16 protein-coding genes are annotated in these 16,999 nt (G+C 62.7%); 12 read left to right on the forward strand and 4 right to left on the reverse strand.

Going from position 1 to position 16,999, the window contains the following annotated elements; all coding sequences use genetic code 11:
- Positions 1–7: 7 nt before the first annotated feature.
- From ACXAHG_RS03195 to ACXAHG_RS03205, 3 genes are all read right to left on the reverse strand, one after another.
- Complete coding sequence (locus ACXAHG_RS03195; RefSeq protein ID WP_475055824.1) at positions 8–769, reverse strand: hypothetical protein; 762 nt, start codon at positions 767–769, stop codon at positions 8–10.
- The gene (locus tag ACXAHG_RS03200) at positions 766–1,830 is read right to left on the reverse strand and encodes a GSCFA domain-containing protein (RefSeq protein ID WP_475055825.1); all 1,065 of its coding nucleotides are present in this window, start codon (positions 1,828–1,830) and stop codon (positions 766–768) included. Before ACXAHG_RS03200 ends, ACXAHG_RS03195 begins: the two co-directional genes overlap by 4 nt.
- A gap of 118 nt (positions 1,831–1,948) precedes the next feature.
- On the reverse strand, positions 1,949–2,944 hold the full coding sequence (locus tag ACXAHG_RS03205; RefSeq protein ID WP_475055827.1) for a LysR substrate-binding domain-containing protein: 996 nt from the start codon (positions 2,942–2,944) through the stop codon (positions 1,949–1,951).
- A 111-nt stretch (positions 2,945–3,055) separates the two neighbouring features.
- Here ACXAHG_RS03205 and ACXAHG_RS03210 point away from each other — a divergent pair, with 111 nt between their 5' ends.
- The 10 genes from ACXAHG_RS03210 to ACXAHG_RS03255 all read left to right on the forward strand — a co-directional run bounded on the left by ACXAHG_RS03210 (position 3,056) and on the right by ACXAHG_RS03255 (position 12,763).
- Entirely contained in the window at positions 3,056–3,883 is an 828-nt protein-coding gene (locus tag ACXAHG_RS03210) for a transporter substrate-binding domain-containing protein (RefSeq protein ID WP_475055829.1), read from the forward strand.
- Positions 3,884–3,892: 9 nt separating this feature from the next.
- Positions 3,893–4,867: an amino acid ABC transporter permease gene (locus ACXAHG_RS03215; protein WP_475055831.1), complete on the forward strand. Its 975-nt coding sequence runs from the start codon at positions 3,893–3,895 to the stop codon at positions 4,865–4,867.
- 80 nt (positions 4,868–4,947) lie between these two features.
- The gene (locus ACXAHG_RS03220) at positions 4,948–5,706 is read left to right on the forward strand and encodes a gamma-glutamyl-gamma-aminobutyrate hydrolase family protein (RefSeq protein ID WP_475055833.1); all 759 of its coding nucleotides are present in this window, start codon (positions 4,948–4,950) and stop codon (positions 5,704–5,706) included.
- Positions 5,707–5,761: 55 nt separating this feature from the next.
- Positions 5,762–5,893 (forward strand): hypothetical protein, encoded by a 132-nt coding sequence (locus tag ACXAHG_RS03225; protein ID WP_475055835.1) that lies wholly within the window; start codon positions 5,762–5,764, stop codon positions 5,891–5,893.
- A gap of 261 nt (positions 5,894–6,154) precedes the next feature.
- Positions 6,155–7,714 (forward strand): ABC transporter substrate-binding protein, encoded by a 1,560-nt coding sequence (locus ACXAHG_RS03230; protein WP_475040948.1) that lies wholly within the window; start codon positions 6,155–6,157, stop codon positions 7,712–7,714.
- Between the two features lie 146 nt (positions 7,715–7,860).
- Complete coding sequence (locus ACXAHG_RS03235) at positions 7,861–8,841, forward strand: ABC transporter permease (protein ID WP_475040949.1); 981 nt, start codon at positions 7,861–7,863, stop codon at positions 8,839–8,841.
- A complete protein-coding gene (locus tag ACXAHG_RS03240; protein WP_475040951.1) occupies positions 8,838–9,788 on the forward strand; it encodes an ABC transporter permease in 951 nt (316 codons plus the stop codon). Before ACXAHG_RS03235 ends, ACXAHG_RS03240 begins: the two co-directional genes overlap by 4 nt.
- Positions 9,789–9,792: 4 nt before the next feature.
- Positions 9,793–10,788 carry an ABC transporter ATP-binding protein gene (locus ACXAHG_RS03245; protein ID WP_475040952.1) on the forward strand — a complete coding sequence of 332 codons (996 nt, stop codon included), beginning with the start codon at positions 9,793–9,795 and terminating at the stop codon, positions 10,786–10,788.
- On the forward strand, positions 10,785–11,828 hold the full coding sequence (locus tag ACXAHG_RS03250; protein WP_475055837.1) for an ABC transporter ATP-binding protein: 1,044 nt from the start codon (positions 10,785–10,787) through the stop codon (positions 11,826–11,828). Before ACXAHG_RS03245 ends, ACXAHG_RS03250 begins: the two co-directional genes overlap by 4 nt.
- Before the next feature lie 14 nt (positions 11,829–11,842).
- Positions 11,843–12,763, forward strand: a complete 921-nt coding sequence (locus tag ACXAHG_RS03255; protein WP_475040955.1) for a LysR family transcriptional regulator — start codon at positions 11,843–11,845, stop codon at positions 12,761–12,763.
- 24 nt (positions 12,764–12,787) lie between these two features.
- Here ACXAHG_RS03255 and ACXAHG_RS03260 read toward each other — a convergent pair whose 3' ends face one another.
- Positions 12,788–13,246: an Lrp/AsnC family transcriptional regulator gene (locus ACXAHG_RS03260; protein WP_475055839.1), complete on the reverse strand. Its 459-nt coding sequence runs from the start codon at positions 13,244–13,246 to the stop codon at positions 12,788–12,790.
- 115 nt (positions 13,247–13,361) lie between these two features.
- On the opposite strand from ACXAHG_RS03260, the gene ACXAHG_RS03265 reads away from it, so the two are divergent.
- Positions 13,362–14,564 carry a methionine gamma-lyase gene (locus tag ACXAHG_RS03265; RefSeq protein ID WP_475055841.1) on the forward strand — a complete coding sequence of 401 codons (1,203 nt, stop codon included), beginning with the start codon at positions 13,362–13,364 and terminating at the stop codon, positions 14,562–14,564.
- Positions 14,565–14,574: 10 nt separating this feature from the next.
- Complete coding sequence (locus ACXAHG_RS03270) at positions 14,575–16,956, forward strand: transketolase (protein ID WP_475055843.1); 2,382 nt, start codon at positions 14,575–14,577, stop codon at positions 16,954–16,956.
- Positions 16,957–16,999 lie beyond the last annotated feature (43 nt).

Here is a 16,999-nt window from a genome sequence, read left to right on the forward strand (position 1 = left end):
AGGGAAATCAGATGTCCCAGGCCTGCCAGCAGCGGGCGCCGTAATCGCTGTTCATGTGAAAGACATCATTGGCGCGGTGCTGCTGGGTCAGCTCTTGGCGGAACAGGACGGATCCGCGGGAAAACTCGGCGCGGGTCATGATGCCCTGAGCGAGGGTTTCCGGCGGCTGGTGCAGGATCTGGAAGCCTTCGGCGGCAAGGCGGTCTTCAACTGCTTTCATGCGGGCCAGCACATAGGGCTGATCGCCGTTTTCCAGGATCGGGGTCATCTGAGCAGCCCGCCATTCAATGTCAAAGAGGGTTTCCGCGTAGAATGCCTGCCAGGCCAGGAACACGGGTGCATCCGTCACCTGCCTGACCAGGCGGGCACAATGCAACATCATGCTGCGGCCGATGTGGTCCCACAGGAGATCGTCGATGCAGGCGTCGCTGACATAGTGGGGCGCATCGCTGTTGCGGGTGCTGGGGGTGGCAAAGCGGCTGTAGTTCTGAAACACGGGCACTGGGAACAACCCCATCCCGCAAAGCAGGAAAGCATCGTAATCGGCGGCAATAGCGCCCTTGCCGGTGCCGGAGATGCTGCGGAAGAACGCCGCCGCTTCAGGATCCTGCGGCAGCAGCTGGCCATCGCTGAAGGCGAGGCTGGCCATGCCGCTGGACAGGGCACCAAAGAAATCCGGCACCAGGCCGGGGCGACGGCCGCCGCTTTCCCAGCCGCCTTTGAGCGCGGCAGTGTGCGAATTGCCCAGAACGCAGATCCGGCGGGTCATTTCGAGAAGCTCTCCAGCAGCACCTCTTCGCAGACGAGATCATCCTCTTCGGTGCCGGCGGTGGCCTGAGCGGGCGCGGCCTGCGGCGCCTGCGGGTTTTGGCCGCCGGGATCATGCTGGGCAAAAAAGGCCTGCATGGCGGTGTTCACCCCGGCCTCGCTGACGCTGCGCTGGTTGGGCTGAAAGAACATCCCGCGGGTGACCGGCGCGGTGATGATTTCAAAAGACGGAAAATAGTCGACATCGCGGTAGGTTTGAAACAGCTCTCCGGCCACGCCGCGCAGCACCGACTTGGAATAGGTGGAAGCCGCCAGAACATGCTGGCCAGTGGCAGTCGCCGTCAGCGGCACCGGCGACACAGAGACGATATACTGCGGGGTTTTTGCCCGCTCCCGTTTCAAAAGCCGCTTGAAGCGGATGAAATCCTGCAGGGTTTCGGAGTGGGTGAAATTCTTGAACTCATAAACCTCCGGATCGAAGGTTCCGGCAATGGTGCCGGGGGCGGTGGGAAAGACGGTGCCGCTGCTGCGGTGCAGCCAGGCTTCGGTCAGGCCGAATGTGAAGACAAAGATATCCATCTCCAGCAGCATCTGCCGGACCTGCGCCAGGTGGCGTTCGCGGGCTGCCAGCACTTCAGCCGGGCTGGCAAAGCCGCCCGGTTCGGTATTGGGGCGCTGTGCATCGAAATAGCGCCCGTCCTTTTCCCAGACACGGTCTTCTGGAACCGAATGGCCGAAGGCCTCCCGTGCGAGCTGCAGCAGCTGTGCGGCGGTGTAGATATTGCCATAGCGGCAGCTGTAGATGCCGAACTGGTATTTCTGCGCCAGCTCTGCGCCCATGCCGCGCGGGGCGGGCTCGTAATCCGGCACGTTGAACTTCCGCGCCCGAAGGTTGCGCGCGATATGCTGGGCGAAACAGCTGCCTGCGGTGGCGATAATCTGATCGCGGCGGATGCGGAATTTGCGCCGGTAGATATCCTGGATATCCAGCGGATACTGTTCTGCAACGCCGCTGCGCCAGAAGGCGCGGGCCGGAATGTCTTCGTAGGGAGATCTGCTCATTGGCTGTCCCTTGCTGCCTCTTGCGCGGCACTTGGAACGTGCCGCCGTTTTTGTTGCCTGCGATGATCCTAGGCGGTTTGCGGCGGAAATCAAAGCGGCCGCAGCGGCGGTTCCGCGGCTACTGTGCTGCTTCAGTACCGCTTTGCGGGGCGCTTTTGCCGGTCTGTCTGGCCGCCGCCGGCAAGGCGCGCAGCTCCTGCCCGAACCAGGAGACAAACTGCAACGCGGTGGAGGTCATGCCGGAGCTGTCTGAAACCACGAACTGAAAGACCCGGTCGCAAGGCATTTCCAGGCCCGGCAGCGCAATCAGGCCGCCAGCCGCCAGCGCTTCGGCGGTGTAGCTTTCCCGCAGCAGCGCCAGCCCGCGGCCCGATACAGCGGCCTGCAGGATCAGGTCGGCGTTGCTGAAGGTCAGCCGCCGCGGCCGGGTATTGGCGGATTTGCAGCCGCAGGAGGTGAACAGTTTCGACCAGTGGACGGTTTCATCCTCGTGAATCAGCTCTGCCTCAGCCAGCAGGGCGGCGGGGTCCTGCTTTGCCGGGGGCAGCCCGGCGGTCAGGGCGGTCCAGTAAGCCGGGGCGCAGACCACCTGCATCTTCTCGTCCGGCAGGGGCACCATGATGTCCTGCCAGGCGCTGCTGTCCGCGGCCTCGGTTCTGGGCAGAAGCCGGAGAGCGACGTCGATCTGATCCTTCTGCAGATCCTGGAAGCGGTTTGTGGCGCACACCCTGAGATTGATGTCAGGAAACAGGTCCAGGAACCGGTCCAGCCGCCCGTGCAAGACAATAGAGGCCAGCGACGGTGTCAGGCTGACAGACAGGACCTTTTGCTGCTGATAGGTGCCCAGCAGCTGGCCGATCTGCTCAACCTGATGGGTGGCGGTGCGTACCTCAAACAGGATGGAGCGCAGAATTTCCGTTGGCTCCAGCGTCTTGCCCTTGAGCCGGAACAGGCGCGCCCCCCATTTCTGTTCCAGCTTCTTGATGTGATAGGAGACCGTGGGCTGCGTCAGCCCCAGTTCCCGGGCCGCGGCAGAGACCGAGCACAGCCGCGAAACCGCATCCAGCGACCGCAATTCCTGCAGGGTGGGGAGGTATCGGTGCGCGACGCTCATGGCGGATCTATAGATTCCCTCTATGGTTGGGTCAATTCTGTGAAATTGCGGCCTTGGCGTGTTTGTGCTGAATGAATTGAACAAACAAGAAATTTGAACCGGGAGATGAAGATGAAAAAGCCTATTCTGGCCGCCATTCTGGGCCTGGCCGCCCTGCTGCCGATCGGAAGCGCTTCCCAGGCGGGTGAAGCGCTGGACCGGATCCTTGAAAAAGGCCTGCTGACTGTTGGCACCAACTCCGATTACAGGCCGAATTCATTCATGAATGCCGAAAACCGGCTGGATGGCTTTGATATTGAGGTTTCCGAAGAAATCGCAAAACGGCTGGGGGTCGGTGTGAAGTTTGTCACTCCGGGCTGGGAGGTGATGACTGCGGGGCGCTGGTCCGGGCGCTGGGACATGGTGGTTGGGTCGATGACGCCGACTACGGCACGGGCGGAGGTGCTGGATTTCCCGGCGGTCTATTATTTCAGCCCGGCGGTCTTTGCGGTGCACAAGACCTCAGAGGCCAAGGAGCTGTCGGATCTGAACGGCAAGGTTGTCGGGGTGGTGTCGGCCTCGACCTATTACCGCTACCTGGAGCATGACCTGAAGCTGGACGTGGTCGGAATGCCAAAGTTCTCCTATGAGGTCACACCGGCGCAAATCAAGACCTATGGCGACATCAACGAGTTTGATGACCTGGCGCTGGGCGACGGGGCGCGGCTGCACGCGGTGCTGCAGTCGGTGCCGGTGGTGGATGCGGCTGTGAAGTCCGGCCTGCCGGTCAAGCCCCTGGGCGCGCCGGTGTTCTTTGAACCGCTGGCGATTGCAACCGACAAGGGCGACGCAGAATTGAATGCCCGGCTGGCTGCCATCGTGGAGGAGATGAAGGCGGATGGCACCCTGGCGGCCCTGTCCTCCAAATGGCACGGCGTCGATCTGGTGTCGCAGAAGTAAGGCCGCGGCATGATCACCTTGTTCAAGGCCCGGTTCGACCACGGGCCGAGACGGCTGAAGTTTGCGGCAGCCCTGGCGCTGCCGCTGTTCGGCCTGGCCCTGATGCTGCCGGGCGGACCCGGCGGCTGGAGCGGGCTGCTGCAGCCCGCCTTGCCGCCGGAAACCCTGGCTGGGCCCTGGGGCCGGTTCTCGGCGGGCTTTATGGCCTTTCTGATATCCGGCGGTGTATTTTATGCGCTGCTGGGGCTGGACCGGGCCAAGCAGGCCTATGCGGCCTGGGGCGGGCTGGCGGTTGCGGCGCTGTTCCTGTTCACCTCCTTTGACCTCAGCTTTGGCTTCATTGGCAGCAAGCTGCCGTACCTGCTGTCCCAGGGGGCAGTGACAACGCTTTATGTGTCGGCGGTGTCGATTACGCTGGCCTTTTTCTTTGCTCTGGCAGGGGCGGTTGCGAAACTGTCCGGGATCGGCGTGCTGCAGGGGATCGGGGCATTTTATACTTCCTACTTCCGGGGCACGCCGCTGCTGGTGCAGCTGTTCCTGATCTACATGGGACTTCCGCAGATCGGCATCATCGTGGACCCGGTGCCGGCGGCCATTGCGGCGCTGTCGCTGGTCTATGGCGCCTATATGACTGAGATCTTCCGCTCCGGCATCCAGTCGCTGCCGGCCGGGCAGTGGGAGGCGGCAGATGCGCTGGGACTGAGCCGGCTGGCCACCTTCCGGCTGGTCATTCTGCCGCAGGCTATGCGGGTGATCGTGCCGCCGACGGGCAACCAGTTCATCGCCATGCTCAAGGACAGCTCCCTGGTCAGTGTGGTCGGTGTCTGGGACATGATGTTCCTGGCGCGTACCATCGGCCGCGCAGACTTCAGGATCCTGGAAATGCTGATCACCGCTTCGGTGGTTTACTGGGGCATGTCGATCCTGCTGGAGCTGGTGCAGAAGCGGATCGAGGATCACTACAGCAAGTCCTTGAAACGCTGATCTGCGCGGCAGCGGAAACTCTCACAAAGGCATTCAAGATGACATTTCACAGCACTAAGCCGTCTGCGGCGGTTGCCGTCATGGCAAATTCCGGCCTGGATCCGGACACCGGCCTGACCACTCAGACCATCGACGACAAGTACCTGACCGCCGTGCTGCAGGGGTGCCAGGCGCTGCCGGTGCCGGTTCCGACATTGCTGGAGCCGACGCAGATTTCTGCAGTGCTGGACCGGGTCGACGGGGTGATTCTGACCGGTGATCAGTCCAATCTGGACCCGGCGCTCTATGGCGGCAGCGGCACCCGGCAAAGCCATGGGCCGTTTGATCCGCAGCGCGACCGTGCCGCCCTGTGCCTGATCAGCGGCGCGCTGGCGCGCGGGATGCCGGTGCTGGGCCTGTGCCGCGGGTTTCAGGAAATCAACGTGGCGCTGGGCGGGACGCTGCGGGCCGATATCACCGGGCCGGACCGGTTTCCCAGCCATCCAGCGCTGGAGAAATCCACGGATCCCGAGGTGATCTACGGCGGCAAGCATGCGGTCCAAGTGGACCAGGAAACCCGGCTGGGCGCGGAAATCGGTGAACGCCATGCGATGGTCAATTCGGTTCATGTGCAGGCGATCGGCAGGCTGGCCGCCGGCCTGAGGGTGGTTGCGGTGTCGGACGACGGGCTGGTGGAGGCCTTTGAGCACGAAACTGCCCCCGGTGTTTTCGGGGTGCAATGGCATCCGGAGTACCGCCCTGGGCGCTCATCCGTGTCGCAGGCGGTGTTCCGGCATTTTGCCCGCCATTTGAAGGCCGCCGGATCCCGGCCGCAGGCCCCCGCGCTGCAAAACTGTTGATGCCGCTTCTGCCGTCCGGCCCGGACACGGCCGCGCCCGGCAGCTGCAGGAAAACATGACCTATCACTTCCTGGCCGGCCTGTGGATGGAGGATTGGGGCGATGAGATCACCGAGAGCATCCGCATGGGTGCGGATGCGCCGGAATGCCTGCCGCAGGTGCCGCGCAGGCTGTTCGTGAAGGGTTGATTTGGACTGGCCTGGTAACTGCGAGGGCGTGGAGCCGCAGGCGCTGTCAGGGTGAGAAACAGCCGGAGGCAGAGGGAGGGCGTGCATTGCCCGGCTGTTCCCCCCTTCAAGGCAGGTGCGCCTAACCCTTTGCAAAGGATAAGCTATTCAATTCGCGCATAGCCCCGATGTGCGTCCTGCATACCCTATGCGATATCGGCATTTCACAGTTCCTGCGCCGCAGGATAGCGTTTGCGCCATAATCACAGGGGAGTATGCCTTATGACGAAATTTGTCAGAAGCCTGGCGGCTGCTGCGGTGGTGGCGATGGCACCGGTTGCCTATGCCGAAACCACCGTGCGCGTTGCTTATGACGCTGACCCAGTCTCGCTGGATCCGCATGAACAGCTGTCCGGCGGCACGCTGCAGCTGTCGCACATGGTCTTTGACCCGCTGGTGCGCTGGACCCAGGACCTGCAGTTCGAACCGCGCCTGGCCGAAAGCTGGGAGCAGATCGACGGCACCACCATGCGCTTCAAGCTGCGCAGCGGCGTGACCTTCCACAGCGGCAACCCGCTGACTGCCAAGGACGTCGACTGGACCTTTGACCGCCTGAAGCAAAGCGACGACTTCAAAGGCATCTTCGCACCGTTCACCGATGTCGAAGTCGTGGATGACATGACCTTCGATCTCAAGACTTCGGAGCCTTATCCGCTGGTCCTGCACACCGCGACCTACATCTTCCCGATGGACAGCGCTTATTACACCGGCACCACCGATGGCGGCAAAGACAAGTCCGAGATCGTCAAGCACGGCGACAGCTTTGCCTCGCGCAATGTCTCCGGCACCGGCCCGTTCGTTGTGTCCGAGCGTGAGCAGGGCGTGCGCGTGGTGTTCGACCGCTTTGATGGCTACTGGGACGCAGACGCCGGCAACGTCGACAAGATCGTGCTGACCCCGATTAAGGAAGACCCGACCCGCGTGGCCGCGCTGCTGTCCGGCGACGTGGACTTCATCGCGCCGGTTCCGCCGACCGACCTGAAGCGCGTGGCGGATGCAGAAGGCGTTGACCTGATCACCATGCCCGGCACCCGCATCATCACCTTCCAGATGAACCAAAACCGCGTCGAGGCCTTCAAGGACGCCCGCGTCCGCAAGGCGATCGACTATGCCGTGAACAACGCAGGCATCGTTGACCGCATCATGCGCGGCTTCGGCACCGTCGGCGCACAGGCAAGCCCGGCCGGTTACCTGGGCTACAGCGAAGATCTCGCGCCGCGCTTTGATCTGGAAAAAGCCAAGGCGCTGATGGCCGAGGCAGGCTATGCCGATGGTTTCTCGATCACCATGATGGCCCCGAACAACCGCTATGTGAACGACGACAAGATCGCTCAGGCAGTGGCGTCCATGCTGGCGCAGATCAACATCAAGGTTGACCTGCAGACCATGCCCAAGGCGCAGTACTGGCCGACCTTCGACGAGCGCGCAGCGGATATGATGATGATCGGCTGGCACGCGGATACCGAAGATTCCGCCAACTTCCACCAGTTCCTGACCGCCTGCCCGGACGAAGCCACCGGCAACGGCCAGTACAACTCCGGCAACTACTGCAACCCGGAAGCGGACGCGCTGATGAACCAGGCCAACGCGGAAACCGATCCGGCCAAGCGCGCAGAGCTGCTGCAGAACCTGGAAGCCATCCTGTACAACGAGGCGGCCTTTATCCCGCTGCATTGGCAGAACCTGGCGTGGGGTTCCAAGTCCGGCATGAATTCGGCGGATATCGTGAACGCGCTGAACTTCCCCTATTTCGGTGACCTGGTTGTCGAAACCGGCAGCTAAGCCACTGAAAAGACCTGGGCCGGTCTCCCCCGGCCGGCCCGGGGCACCTTAATAACAAGCGGCCGCCAAGGCTGTGTTTGCAGGATCCGCGGTCCAGCCGGACATGGCGCCCTGCGCTGTCAACAAACTCTACAAAGGTCAGGACGATGTTTGCCTATCTCGCGAAGCGAGTGATTCAGGCGGTTGCCGTGATGTTCGTCATCTCGCTGATTGCCTTTGCCATCCAGGGCAACCTGGGCGACCCGCTGCGCGAGCTGGTCGGGCAGTCGGTTTCGGAAGAAGTGCGCCAGCAGCTGCGCGATGAGCTGGGGCTGAACGACAGCTTCCTGACGCAATACCTGAGGTTCGCAGGCAATGCGCTGCAGGGCGATCTGGGCACCTCGTATTTCTTCAAGGAGCCGGCGTTGGACGTGATCTTGAAGAAACTGCCCGCGACGCTGGAGCTGGTGTTCGGCGCGACGCTGATCATCGTCGGCTTTTCGGTGCCGCTGGGCGTCTATACCGCGATCAAGCCGGACAGCATCCTGAGCCGCATCATCATGGGCCTGTCGATCATCGGGATCTCGATCCCGGTGTTCCTGACCGCCATCCTGATGATCTTTGTGTTCTCGGTGGAATACGGCTGGTTCCCCTCCTACGGGCGCGGCGACACAGTGCAGGTCTGGGGCTACTGGCAGACCAACTTTGCCACCGCGGATGGCTGGATGCATATTATCCTGCCCTCGATTGCGCTGGCCTCGATCATGCTGCCGCTGTTTGTCCGCCTGATCCGCGCCGAAATGATGGAAGTGCTGCAATCTGAATACGTGAAATACGCCAAGGCCAAAGGCATCAACCCGTGGCGCATTTACTTTGTCCACGCGCTGAAGAACACGCTGTTGCCGGTAATCACCGTGGGCGGCGTGCAGATCGGCACCATGGTCGCCTACACCATCCTGACCGAGACGGTGTTCCAGTGGCCGGGCATGGGCTTCATGTTCCTTGAGGCGGTGAACCGCGTGGATACCCCGCTGATCGTCGCCTACCTGATTGTTGTCGGCTTCATCTTTGTGGTCACCAACACCATCGTCGACCTGATCTATGGCCTGGTGAACCCGACCGTGAATATTGCGAGGATGGGCGCATGAGCACCGAAACGCTTTCCCCGAAATCTGAACCCTCGCGCTGGTCCAAGGCCTGGAATTCCAACATGGGCTACAGCTTCCGCCGCAATCCGGTGGCGGTGGTCAGCATGATCGTATTCCTGCTGATCGCGTTTGCGTCCTTCCTGGCGCCGGTGATTGCTCCTTACGATCCCTATGATCCAGCGCAGATCGACATCATGAACTCCGAATACCCGCCGGCTTGGGTCAGCGGCGCGCTGCCGGAGTTTGTACTGGGCACCGACGACCAGGGCCGCGACCTGTGGTCCACCATTCTGTACGGCACCCGGCTGTCGCTGCTGATCGGCATCTGTGCGGTGGCACTGCAGGCCTTCCTTGGCATTTCCATCGGCCTGATCGCCGGCTATGTCGGCGGCCGCCTGGACAGCCTGCTGATGCGGTTGGCGGATATCCAGCTGTCGTTTTCCACCCTGATGGTGGCGATCATCTTTTTGGCGGTCACGCAGGCGATGTTCGGCTCTGACACCTTCAACCGCTATGCCGTGGTGTTCCTGATCGCAGTGATCGGGGTGGCGGAGTGGCCGCAGTATGCCCGCACAGTGCGCGCCACTGTGCTAGCAGAGAAGAAGAAAGAATATGTCGACAGCGCCCGGGTGCTGGGCTTTGGCCCGATGCGGATCATGGTGCGGCATATCCTGCCGAATTCGCTGTCGCCGATCTTTGTGATCTCTACCGTGCAGGTCGCCAATGCGATCATTTCCGAAGCCTCGCTCAGCTTCCTGGGTCTGGGCATGCCGCCAAGCCAGCCGTCGCTGGGCTCGCTGATCTCCTCCGGCTTCGACTACATCTTCTCCGGCAGCTGGTGGATCACCGCCATTCCCGGCGTGGTGCTGGTGGTGCTGGTTCTTGTCATCAACCTGCTGGGCGACTGGATGCGCGACGTCCTGAACCCGAAACTATACAAGGGGTAACGCGATGAGCCTTCTTTCCGTTCGCGACCTCACCGTCAAATTCGCCATGCGCGATGAGACGGTCACTGCTCTCAACGGCATATCCTTCGACCTGGCCAAGGGCGAGCGTCTGGGCATCGTCGGCGAAAGCGGCGCCGGCAAGTCGATCACCGGCTTCTCGCTGATGAACCTGCTGAGCCGCCCGGGCTATATCGACAACGGCCAGATCCTGTTCGAGGGCGAGGATGTTGTTCAGATGAACGACAAGCGCCTGCGCAATCTGCGCGGCAATCGGATGGCGATGATCTTTCAAGACCCGATGGTGACGCTCAATCCGGTGCTGACCATCGGCCAGCAGATGATCGAGACCCTGATGGCACACCGCAAGCTGAGCCGCGAAGAGGCGCGCCAGATTGCCATTGTCAAGCTGCGCGAGGTCTATATCCCCTCGCCGGAGGAACGCCTGGAGCAATACCCGCACGAGCTGTCGGGCGGCATGCGCCAGCGGATCATCATCGCGATTGCGCTGCTCTTGGATCCGCAGCTGATCATCGCGGATGAGCCGACCACCGCGCTGGACGTGACCATCCAGGCCGACATCATGGAGCTGATGCTGGAGCTGTGCCAGTCCAACCAGGTGGGGCTGATCCTGATCACCCACGATCTGGGCGTGGTCAGCCAGATGACCGAGCGCACGCTGGTGATGTATGCCGGCCGCATCATCGAGGCGGGGCGCACCCGCGAGATCATCAACGACCCGCAGCACCCCTATACCCAAGGCCTGATCAACGCGCTGCCGCAGCAGACGGTGCCGGGCCAGCGGCTGAAGCAGATCCCCGGCAACATGCCGGGCCTGGCCAGCATCCCCCAGGGCTGCGCCTTCAACCCGCGCTGCAAATACGCAACCGACCTCTGCCGCAGCAGAACACCGGACTCTGTGCATTACGGCGAGGTCGAAGTGGCCTGCCATGAGGTGCAGCGGCTGCACAGCGACGAAGACCGTCAGGAGGCACGGGCATGAGCGACGCAAAAACTGACCGCCCGCTCTTGGAAATCAAGAACCTGGAAAAGCGGTTCGATCTGGATCAGGGGTTCCTGGAAACGCTCAAGTTCAAAAAGGGCAGGATCGTTCGCGAGAGCCGTTCGGTCCATGCTGTGAACAACATCTCTCTGGAGGCCCGCAAGGGTGAGGCGCTGTGCGTGGTGGGGGAATCGGGCTGCGGCAAATCCACCGTTGCACGCCTGGTGGCCGGCCTGTTGACCCCCAGCGCGGGGGAGATCCATTATGGCGGCCAGCGCATCGACAACCTGTCGCGCGGCGACATGCAGCCCTTGCGCAAGAAGATCCAGATGATCTTCCAGAACCCCTATGCCTCCCTTAACCCGCGCATGACCATCCGGCAGGCGCTGGAGGAGCCGGTGCGCCATCATTACCCCAGCGCCTCGGCAGCAGAAGTGCGCGACAAGGTGACAGAGGTCATGCTGTCGGTGGGTGTCGATCCCAGCTGGGCTAAGCGCTACCCGCATGAATTCTCCGGCGGCCAGCGTCAGCGGATCGCGATTGCCCGCGCCCTGACCGTGGATCCGGAATTCATCATCGCGGATGAGCCGATCAGCGCGCTGGACGTGTCGATCCAGGCGCAGGTGCTGAATCTGATGCTGGAGGCCAAGGAAAGCCGCAGCCTCACCTATCTGTTCATCACCCACGATCTGAGCGTTGTGGAGCATTTCGGCACCCGTGTTGCGGTGCTTTACCTTGGGTCGGTTTGCGAGGTTGCGGATACGGCGACGCTGTTCTCCAATCCCAAACACCCCTATACTCGGGCCTTGCTGTCCGCGGTGCCGCAGCTCAAGGACGACCGGCCGAACCACATCCGCCTCAAGGGCGAGATCCCGACGCCGATCAACCTGCCGCAAGGCTGCCCCTTCCAAAGCCGCTGCGCCTTTGCGGACGCACGATGCAAGAGTGAAAAGCCCAAAGCCATTCACCAGCCCGATGGCAGCACAGTCGCCTGCCATGCTGTCGAAGAAGACAGGCTGGATGCGGTGGCCGCCGGTTAAGACGGGACGCCCAGTTGGACATCATCTGGCTCAAGGATTTCGAGGCTTTGGTCGCGTGCAAGAACTTCTCGCGCGCGGCCGAGGAACGCAATGTCAGCCAGCCGGCTTTCTCCCGCCGCATCCGGGCGCTGGAGAACGAAATCGGCGTGCGGCTGATCAACCGCGAAACCCTGCCGCTGACGCTGACGCCGGCAGGGGAGGTGTTCCTGTCGCAGTCCCGCATCATGCTGCGCACTTACGAGGAAACCATCGAACGCTGCCAGACGATTGATGCGGCGGGTGAAAACGTGATCCGCTTCGCAGCCTCGCAGTCGCTCTATATGACGCATTACAAGACGCTGATTGCGCCGTTGGCGAGCGAGGGCGGAGTGGATACAGACCTCAACTCCACTTCCTGGGCCGCCGACCAGTTCGTCAGCGCGCTGCAGCAGGGCTATTGCGACGTGATCCTGACCTACTGGCACCCGTCGATGGATTTCCTGGGGCCGCTGGAGGTTGCCAATTTCGAGTATCTGACGCTGTCCACCGACCGCTATGTGCCGGTTTCGCGCACCAGCCCGGACGGCGCAGCGGAGTTCGCCTTTAAACCCGGGAGCAAGGACGCGGTGCCGCTGCTGTCCTATGGCGCAGTTTCCGCGTTGCGTTCGGTGCAGGAGTTTGCCCTGACCCAGCTGCTGCCTACGCAGAAGGTGTTTGTCGTCAATCAAAATGCGCTTGCCAACAGCGTCAAGGCGATGATCCAGGAGGGGTTCGGCATGGGCTGGCTGCCGCTGAGCCTGTGCCGGGAGGAGATCAGGCAGGGCCGGTTTGCCGTGGTGGATGAACGGCTGGCCACCGATCTGGAAATCCGCCTCTACCGCGATCCGCGCAGCACAAAGCAGACGCTGGATGTACTGTGGAAACAGTTGAAAAGCTCTGCCTTGGAAGGCGCCTGACGCGGGGGGCGGCACACAACCGTATCACCGGGCCGGGGGGAACACTGCCGTCCGCTTGACTGTTCCATAGACAAAACTGGTGTCGATGGAGGCAATGCCGCCAACCGGATGAATGCGGTTGCGGATGAACTCCTCATAAGCCTCCAGGTCCGGCACCAGCACCCGCAGCTGGTAATCCATCGCGCCGGTCAGCACGTGGCATTCCAGCACCTCGTCGATCAGCTGCATCTTGCGCTCAAAGTTCTGCACATCGGTTTCATTATGCCGCTCCAGCTTGATGCGGACAAAAACGGTGATCGGCAGCCCATAGGATTTGGCATCAACTACCGCGCTGTAGCCCTGGATCACCCCTTGCGCTTCCAGATTGCGCACCCGGCGCAGGCAGGGGGAGGGGGAGAGACTCACGGCCTCCGCCAGGTCCTGGTTGGTCATCCGGCCGTCCCGCTGCAGGGCGCGGATGATCTGGCGGTCCTTGCTGTCCATATTGCGCCCTCGTTTGGCAGAATCTGCCAATATCAATACCAGCTTGGAAATACTTCGCAATCCATTGCCTGTGAAACAGTCGGATGATGCCTGCAGCAACAGACAGGAGCATCCCATGAAAACCTCCGGCGGCTTTGCCACCCGTGCCATCCACCACGCTTATGACCCGCAGGACAACGAAGGCGCATTGACGCCGCCGCTGCACCTGACCTCCACCTTCACATTTGAGACCGCTGAGGCCGGCGGCGAGATGTTCGCGGGCGAGCGCCAGGGCCATATCTACAGCCGGATCTCCAACCCGACCTGCGACCTGCTGGAGCAGCGGATCGCCACGCTGGAAGGCGCGGAGGCGGGCCTTGCGCTTAGCAGCGGCATGGGGGCGATCACCGCGGTTCTGTGGACGCTTCTCAGCCCAGGTGACGAAGTGATCGTGGACAAGACGCTTTATGGCTGCACCTTTGCCTTCATGCGCCACGGGCTGGCGAAATGGGGCGTCACCATTACTCATGTCGACATGACCGACATGGAAAACCTGCGCGCCGCTGTCTCGGATAAAACCCGCGTGGTGTATTTCGAGACCCCGGCCAACCCGAACATGCGTCTGGTGGACATCGCCGCGGCCGCGGAAATCGCCCATGCCGCAGGCGCGCAGGTGGTGGTCGACAACACCTATGCCACCCCCTACCTGACCCGCCCGATTGAGCTGGGCGCCGATATCGTGCTGCATTCCGCCACCAAATACCTAGGCGGCCATGGCGATGTGGTGGCGGGGCTGGTTGTTGGCACCGCTGAGCAGATCGGTGAAATCCGCCTCGTCGGCATGAAGGACATGACCGGCGCAGTGATGGCGCCCTTCAACGCCATGCTGATCCTGCGCGGCCTCAAAACCCTGGCGCTGCGGATGGACCGTCATTGCGCCTCCGCCGAGACCGTGGCGGACTATCTGGCCGCTCACCCCGCGGTGAAATCGGTTTCCTTCCCGGGGCACGAGAGCTTTGCCCAGGCGGATGTCGCCAAGCGCCAGATGGCAAAACCCGGCGCCATGATCGCCTTTGAGGTCGAGGGCGGCCTGCAGGGCGGCATCGCCTTCATGAACGGGCTGCAGATGATCCAGCGCGCGGTGTCGCTAGGCGATGCGGAAACCCTGATCCAGCATCCGGCCTCAATGACCCATTCGACCTACACCCCGGAAGAGCGCGCGGAGCACGGCATCAGCGACGGGCTGATCCGCCTGTCGGTGGGGCTGGAGGATGCGGCCGACATCCTGGCCGATCTGGAACAGGCTTTGCCTGCCCCCGTGCAGCACGCCGCCGAGTAAGGAGAGAGCCATGCGCCCCGATCTGACCCACCTCAAGACCATCGAACAGCGGCTCTTGTGGCTGTCGCATTGGATGATCCACAACGCGAACCACATCCGCCCCAAGGCGGACGGGATCAAGATCGGGGGGCACCAGGCGTCTTCGGCGTCGATGGTGTCGATCATGACGGGGCTCTATTTCTCGGCGCTAAAGCCCGGCGACCGGGTGGCAGTGAAACCGCATGCCTCGCCCGTCTTCCACGCGATGCAGTACCTGATGGGCAACCAGACGCGCGAGAAGATGGAGAACTTCCGCGGCTTTGGCGGGGTGCAAAGTTACCCCAGCCGCACCAAGGACGTGGATGACGTGGATTTCTCCACCGGCTCTGTCGGCCTTGGCGTCGGGATCACCGCGCTGGCCTCGATGGTGCAGGATTTCATCACCGCCAAGGACTGGGGCAAGGACGCCCGCACCGGCCGCATGGTGGCGCTGGCGGGTGACGCCGAACTGGACGAGGGCAACATCTACGAGGTGCTGCAGGAAGGATGGAAGAACGACCTTCGCAACACTTGGTGGATCATCGACTACAACCGTCAGTCGCTGGACGGCATCGTCCGCGAGGGCCTATTTGAGCGGATCGAGAAGATCTTTGACGCCTTCGGCTGGGACGTGGTGCGGGTGAAATACGGTGCGCTGCAGCGTGCCGCGTTCGAGGAGCCGGGCGGCGAGCGCTTGCGCGTGTGGATCGACGCCTGCCCGAACCAGCAGTATTCCGCGCTCACCTACATGGGCGGGGCGGTCTGGCGGCAGCACCTGATGGATGACCTGGGCGACCAGGGGGAGGTCAGTGCGCTGATTGGCAGGCGCAGCGATGATGAGCTGGCCGAGCTGATGGAAAACCTCGGCGGCAACTGCGTGGAGACGATGGCGGACACTTTCGCATCCATCGGCCACGACCGCCCGGTCTGCTTCCTGGCTTATACGGTCAAAGGCTGGGGCACGCCGATTGCCGGCCACAAGGACAACCACGGCGGGCTGATGACCAAGGCGCAGATGGCGGACTGGCAGGCCCATATGGGCGTCGCTGCAGGGGAGGAGTGGGAGCCTTTCGCGACCGTCTCCGACCCCGCCGCGCTGCAAGGCTTTCTTTGCCAGGTGCCGTTCTTTGCCGAAGGCCCGCGCCGTCATTTCGACGCGCCGCTGCCGGTGCCGGCGATTGCGATTGATACCTCCCGCGAAATCTCCACCCAGATGGCCTTTGGCAAGATCCTCGATGATCTGTCCAAGGGGGACAGCGAGCTGGCGGCGCGGATCCTGACCACCTCGCCCGATGTGACCGGCACCACCGGGCTGGGGCCATGGGTCAACCGGCGCAAGCTGTTTGCCCGGGAAGTGCAAAGGGATGCCTTCATCGAGCACCGCATCCCGTCGACTGCAAAATGGAACTTTGCCCCTGAAGGCCAGCACGTGGAACTGGGTATCGCCGAGATGAACCTGTTCCTGCTTTTGGGTGCTGCTGGGTTGTCGCATTCGCTGTTTGGCAAGCGGGTGATCCCCATTGGAACGGTTTACGACCCCTTTGTCTGCCGCGGTCTCGATGCGCTGAACTATGCCTGCTATCAGGATGCGCGTTTCATGATCGTCGGCACCCCCTCCGGAGTGACGCTGGCGCCTGAAGGCGGCGCGCATCAGTCCATCGGCACGCCGCTCATCGGCATGTCGCAGGACGGGCTGGCGGCGTTTGAGCCTGCCTTTGCCGATGAGCTGGCAGTGATCATGGAATGGGCCTTCGACTACCTGCAGCGTGACGGCGAGGGCGACCCGGATGAGCGCACCTGGCTGCGCGACGAGACCGGCGGATCGGTCTATCTGCGCCTCACCACCAGCCCGATGGAGCAGCCCGGAAAGCGCGCCGACGAGGACTTCCGCCAGGGCGCCATCGACGGCGGCTACTGGCTGCGCAAGCCGGGGCCGAACTGCGATGTGGTGATCGCTTACCAAGGCGCGGTTGCGCCTGAGGCGATCAAGGCCGCGGGCATCATCGGTGAAAGCCGCCGCGACGTGGGCGTGCTCGCCGTCACCTCTGCCGACCGGCTGAACGCGGGCTGGACCGCGGCGCAGCGGGCGCGCTCACGCGGCAACGCCGCTGCGCAATCGCATATCGAGACGCTGATGGGCGGCCTGCCGCCGCATTGCAAGGTGATCACCGTGATCGACGGCCACCCGGCGACGCTGGCCTGGCTGGGCGGGGTTGCGGGCCATCAGACCGTACCCCTGGGGGTGGAGCATTTCGGCCAGACCGGCACCATTGGCGACCTTTACCGCCACCACGGGCTTGAAGCCGCGGCAATCGTTGCCAAGGTCAACGGGCTGACTGCCGGGAAACGGGTAAGCAGTGCCGCGCAGTTCTAAGGGCCTGACCATCTGCCGGGGCATTCTGTTCCGGCAGGAATGG

The organism is Leisingera sp. ABD4_442 (genome assembly GCF_056160905.1).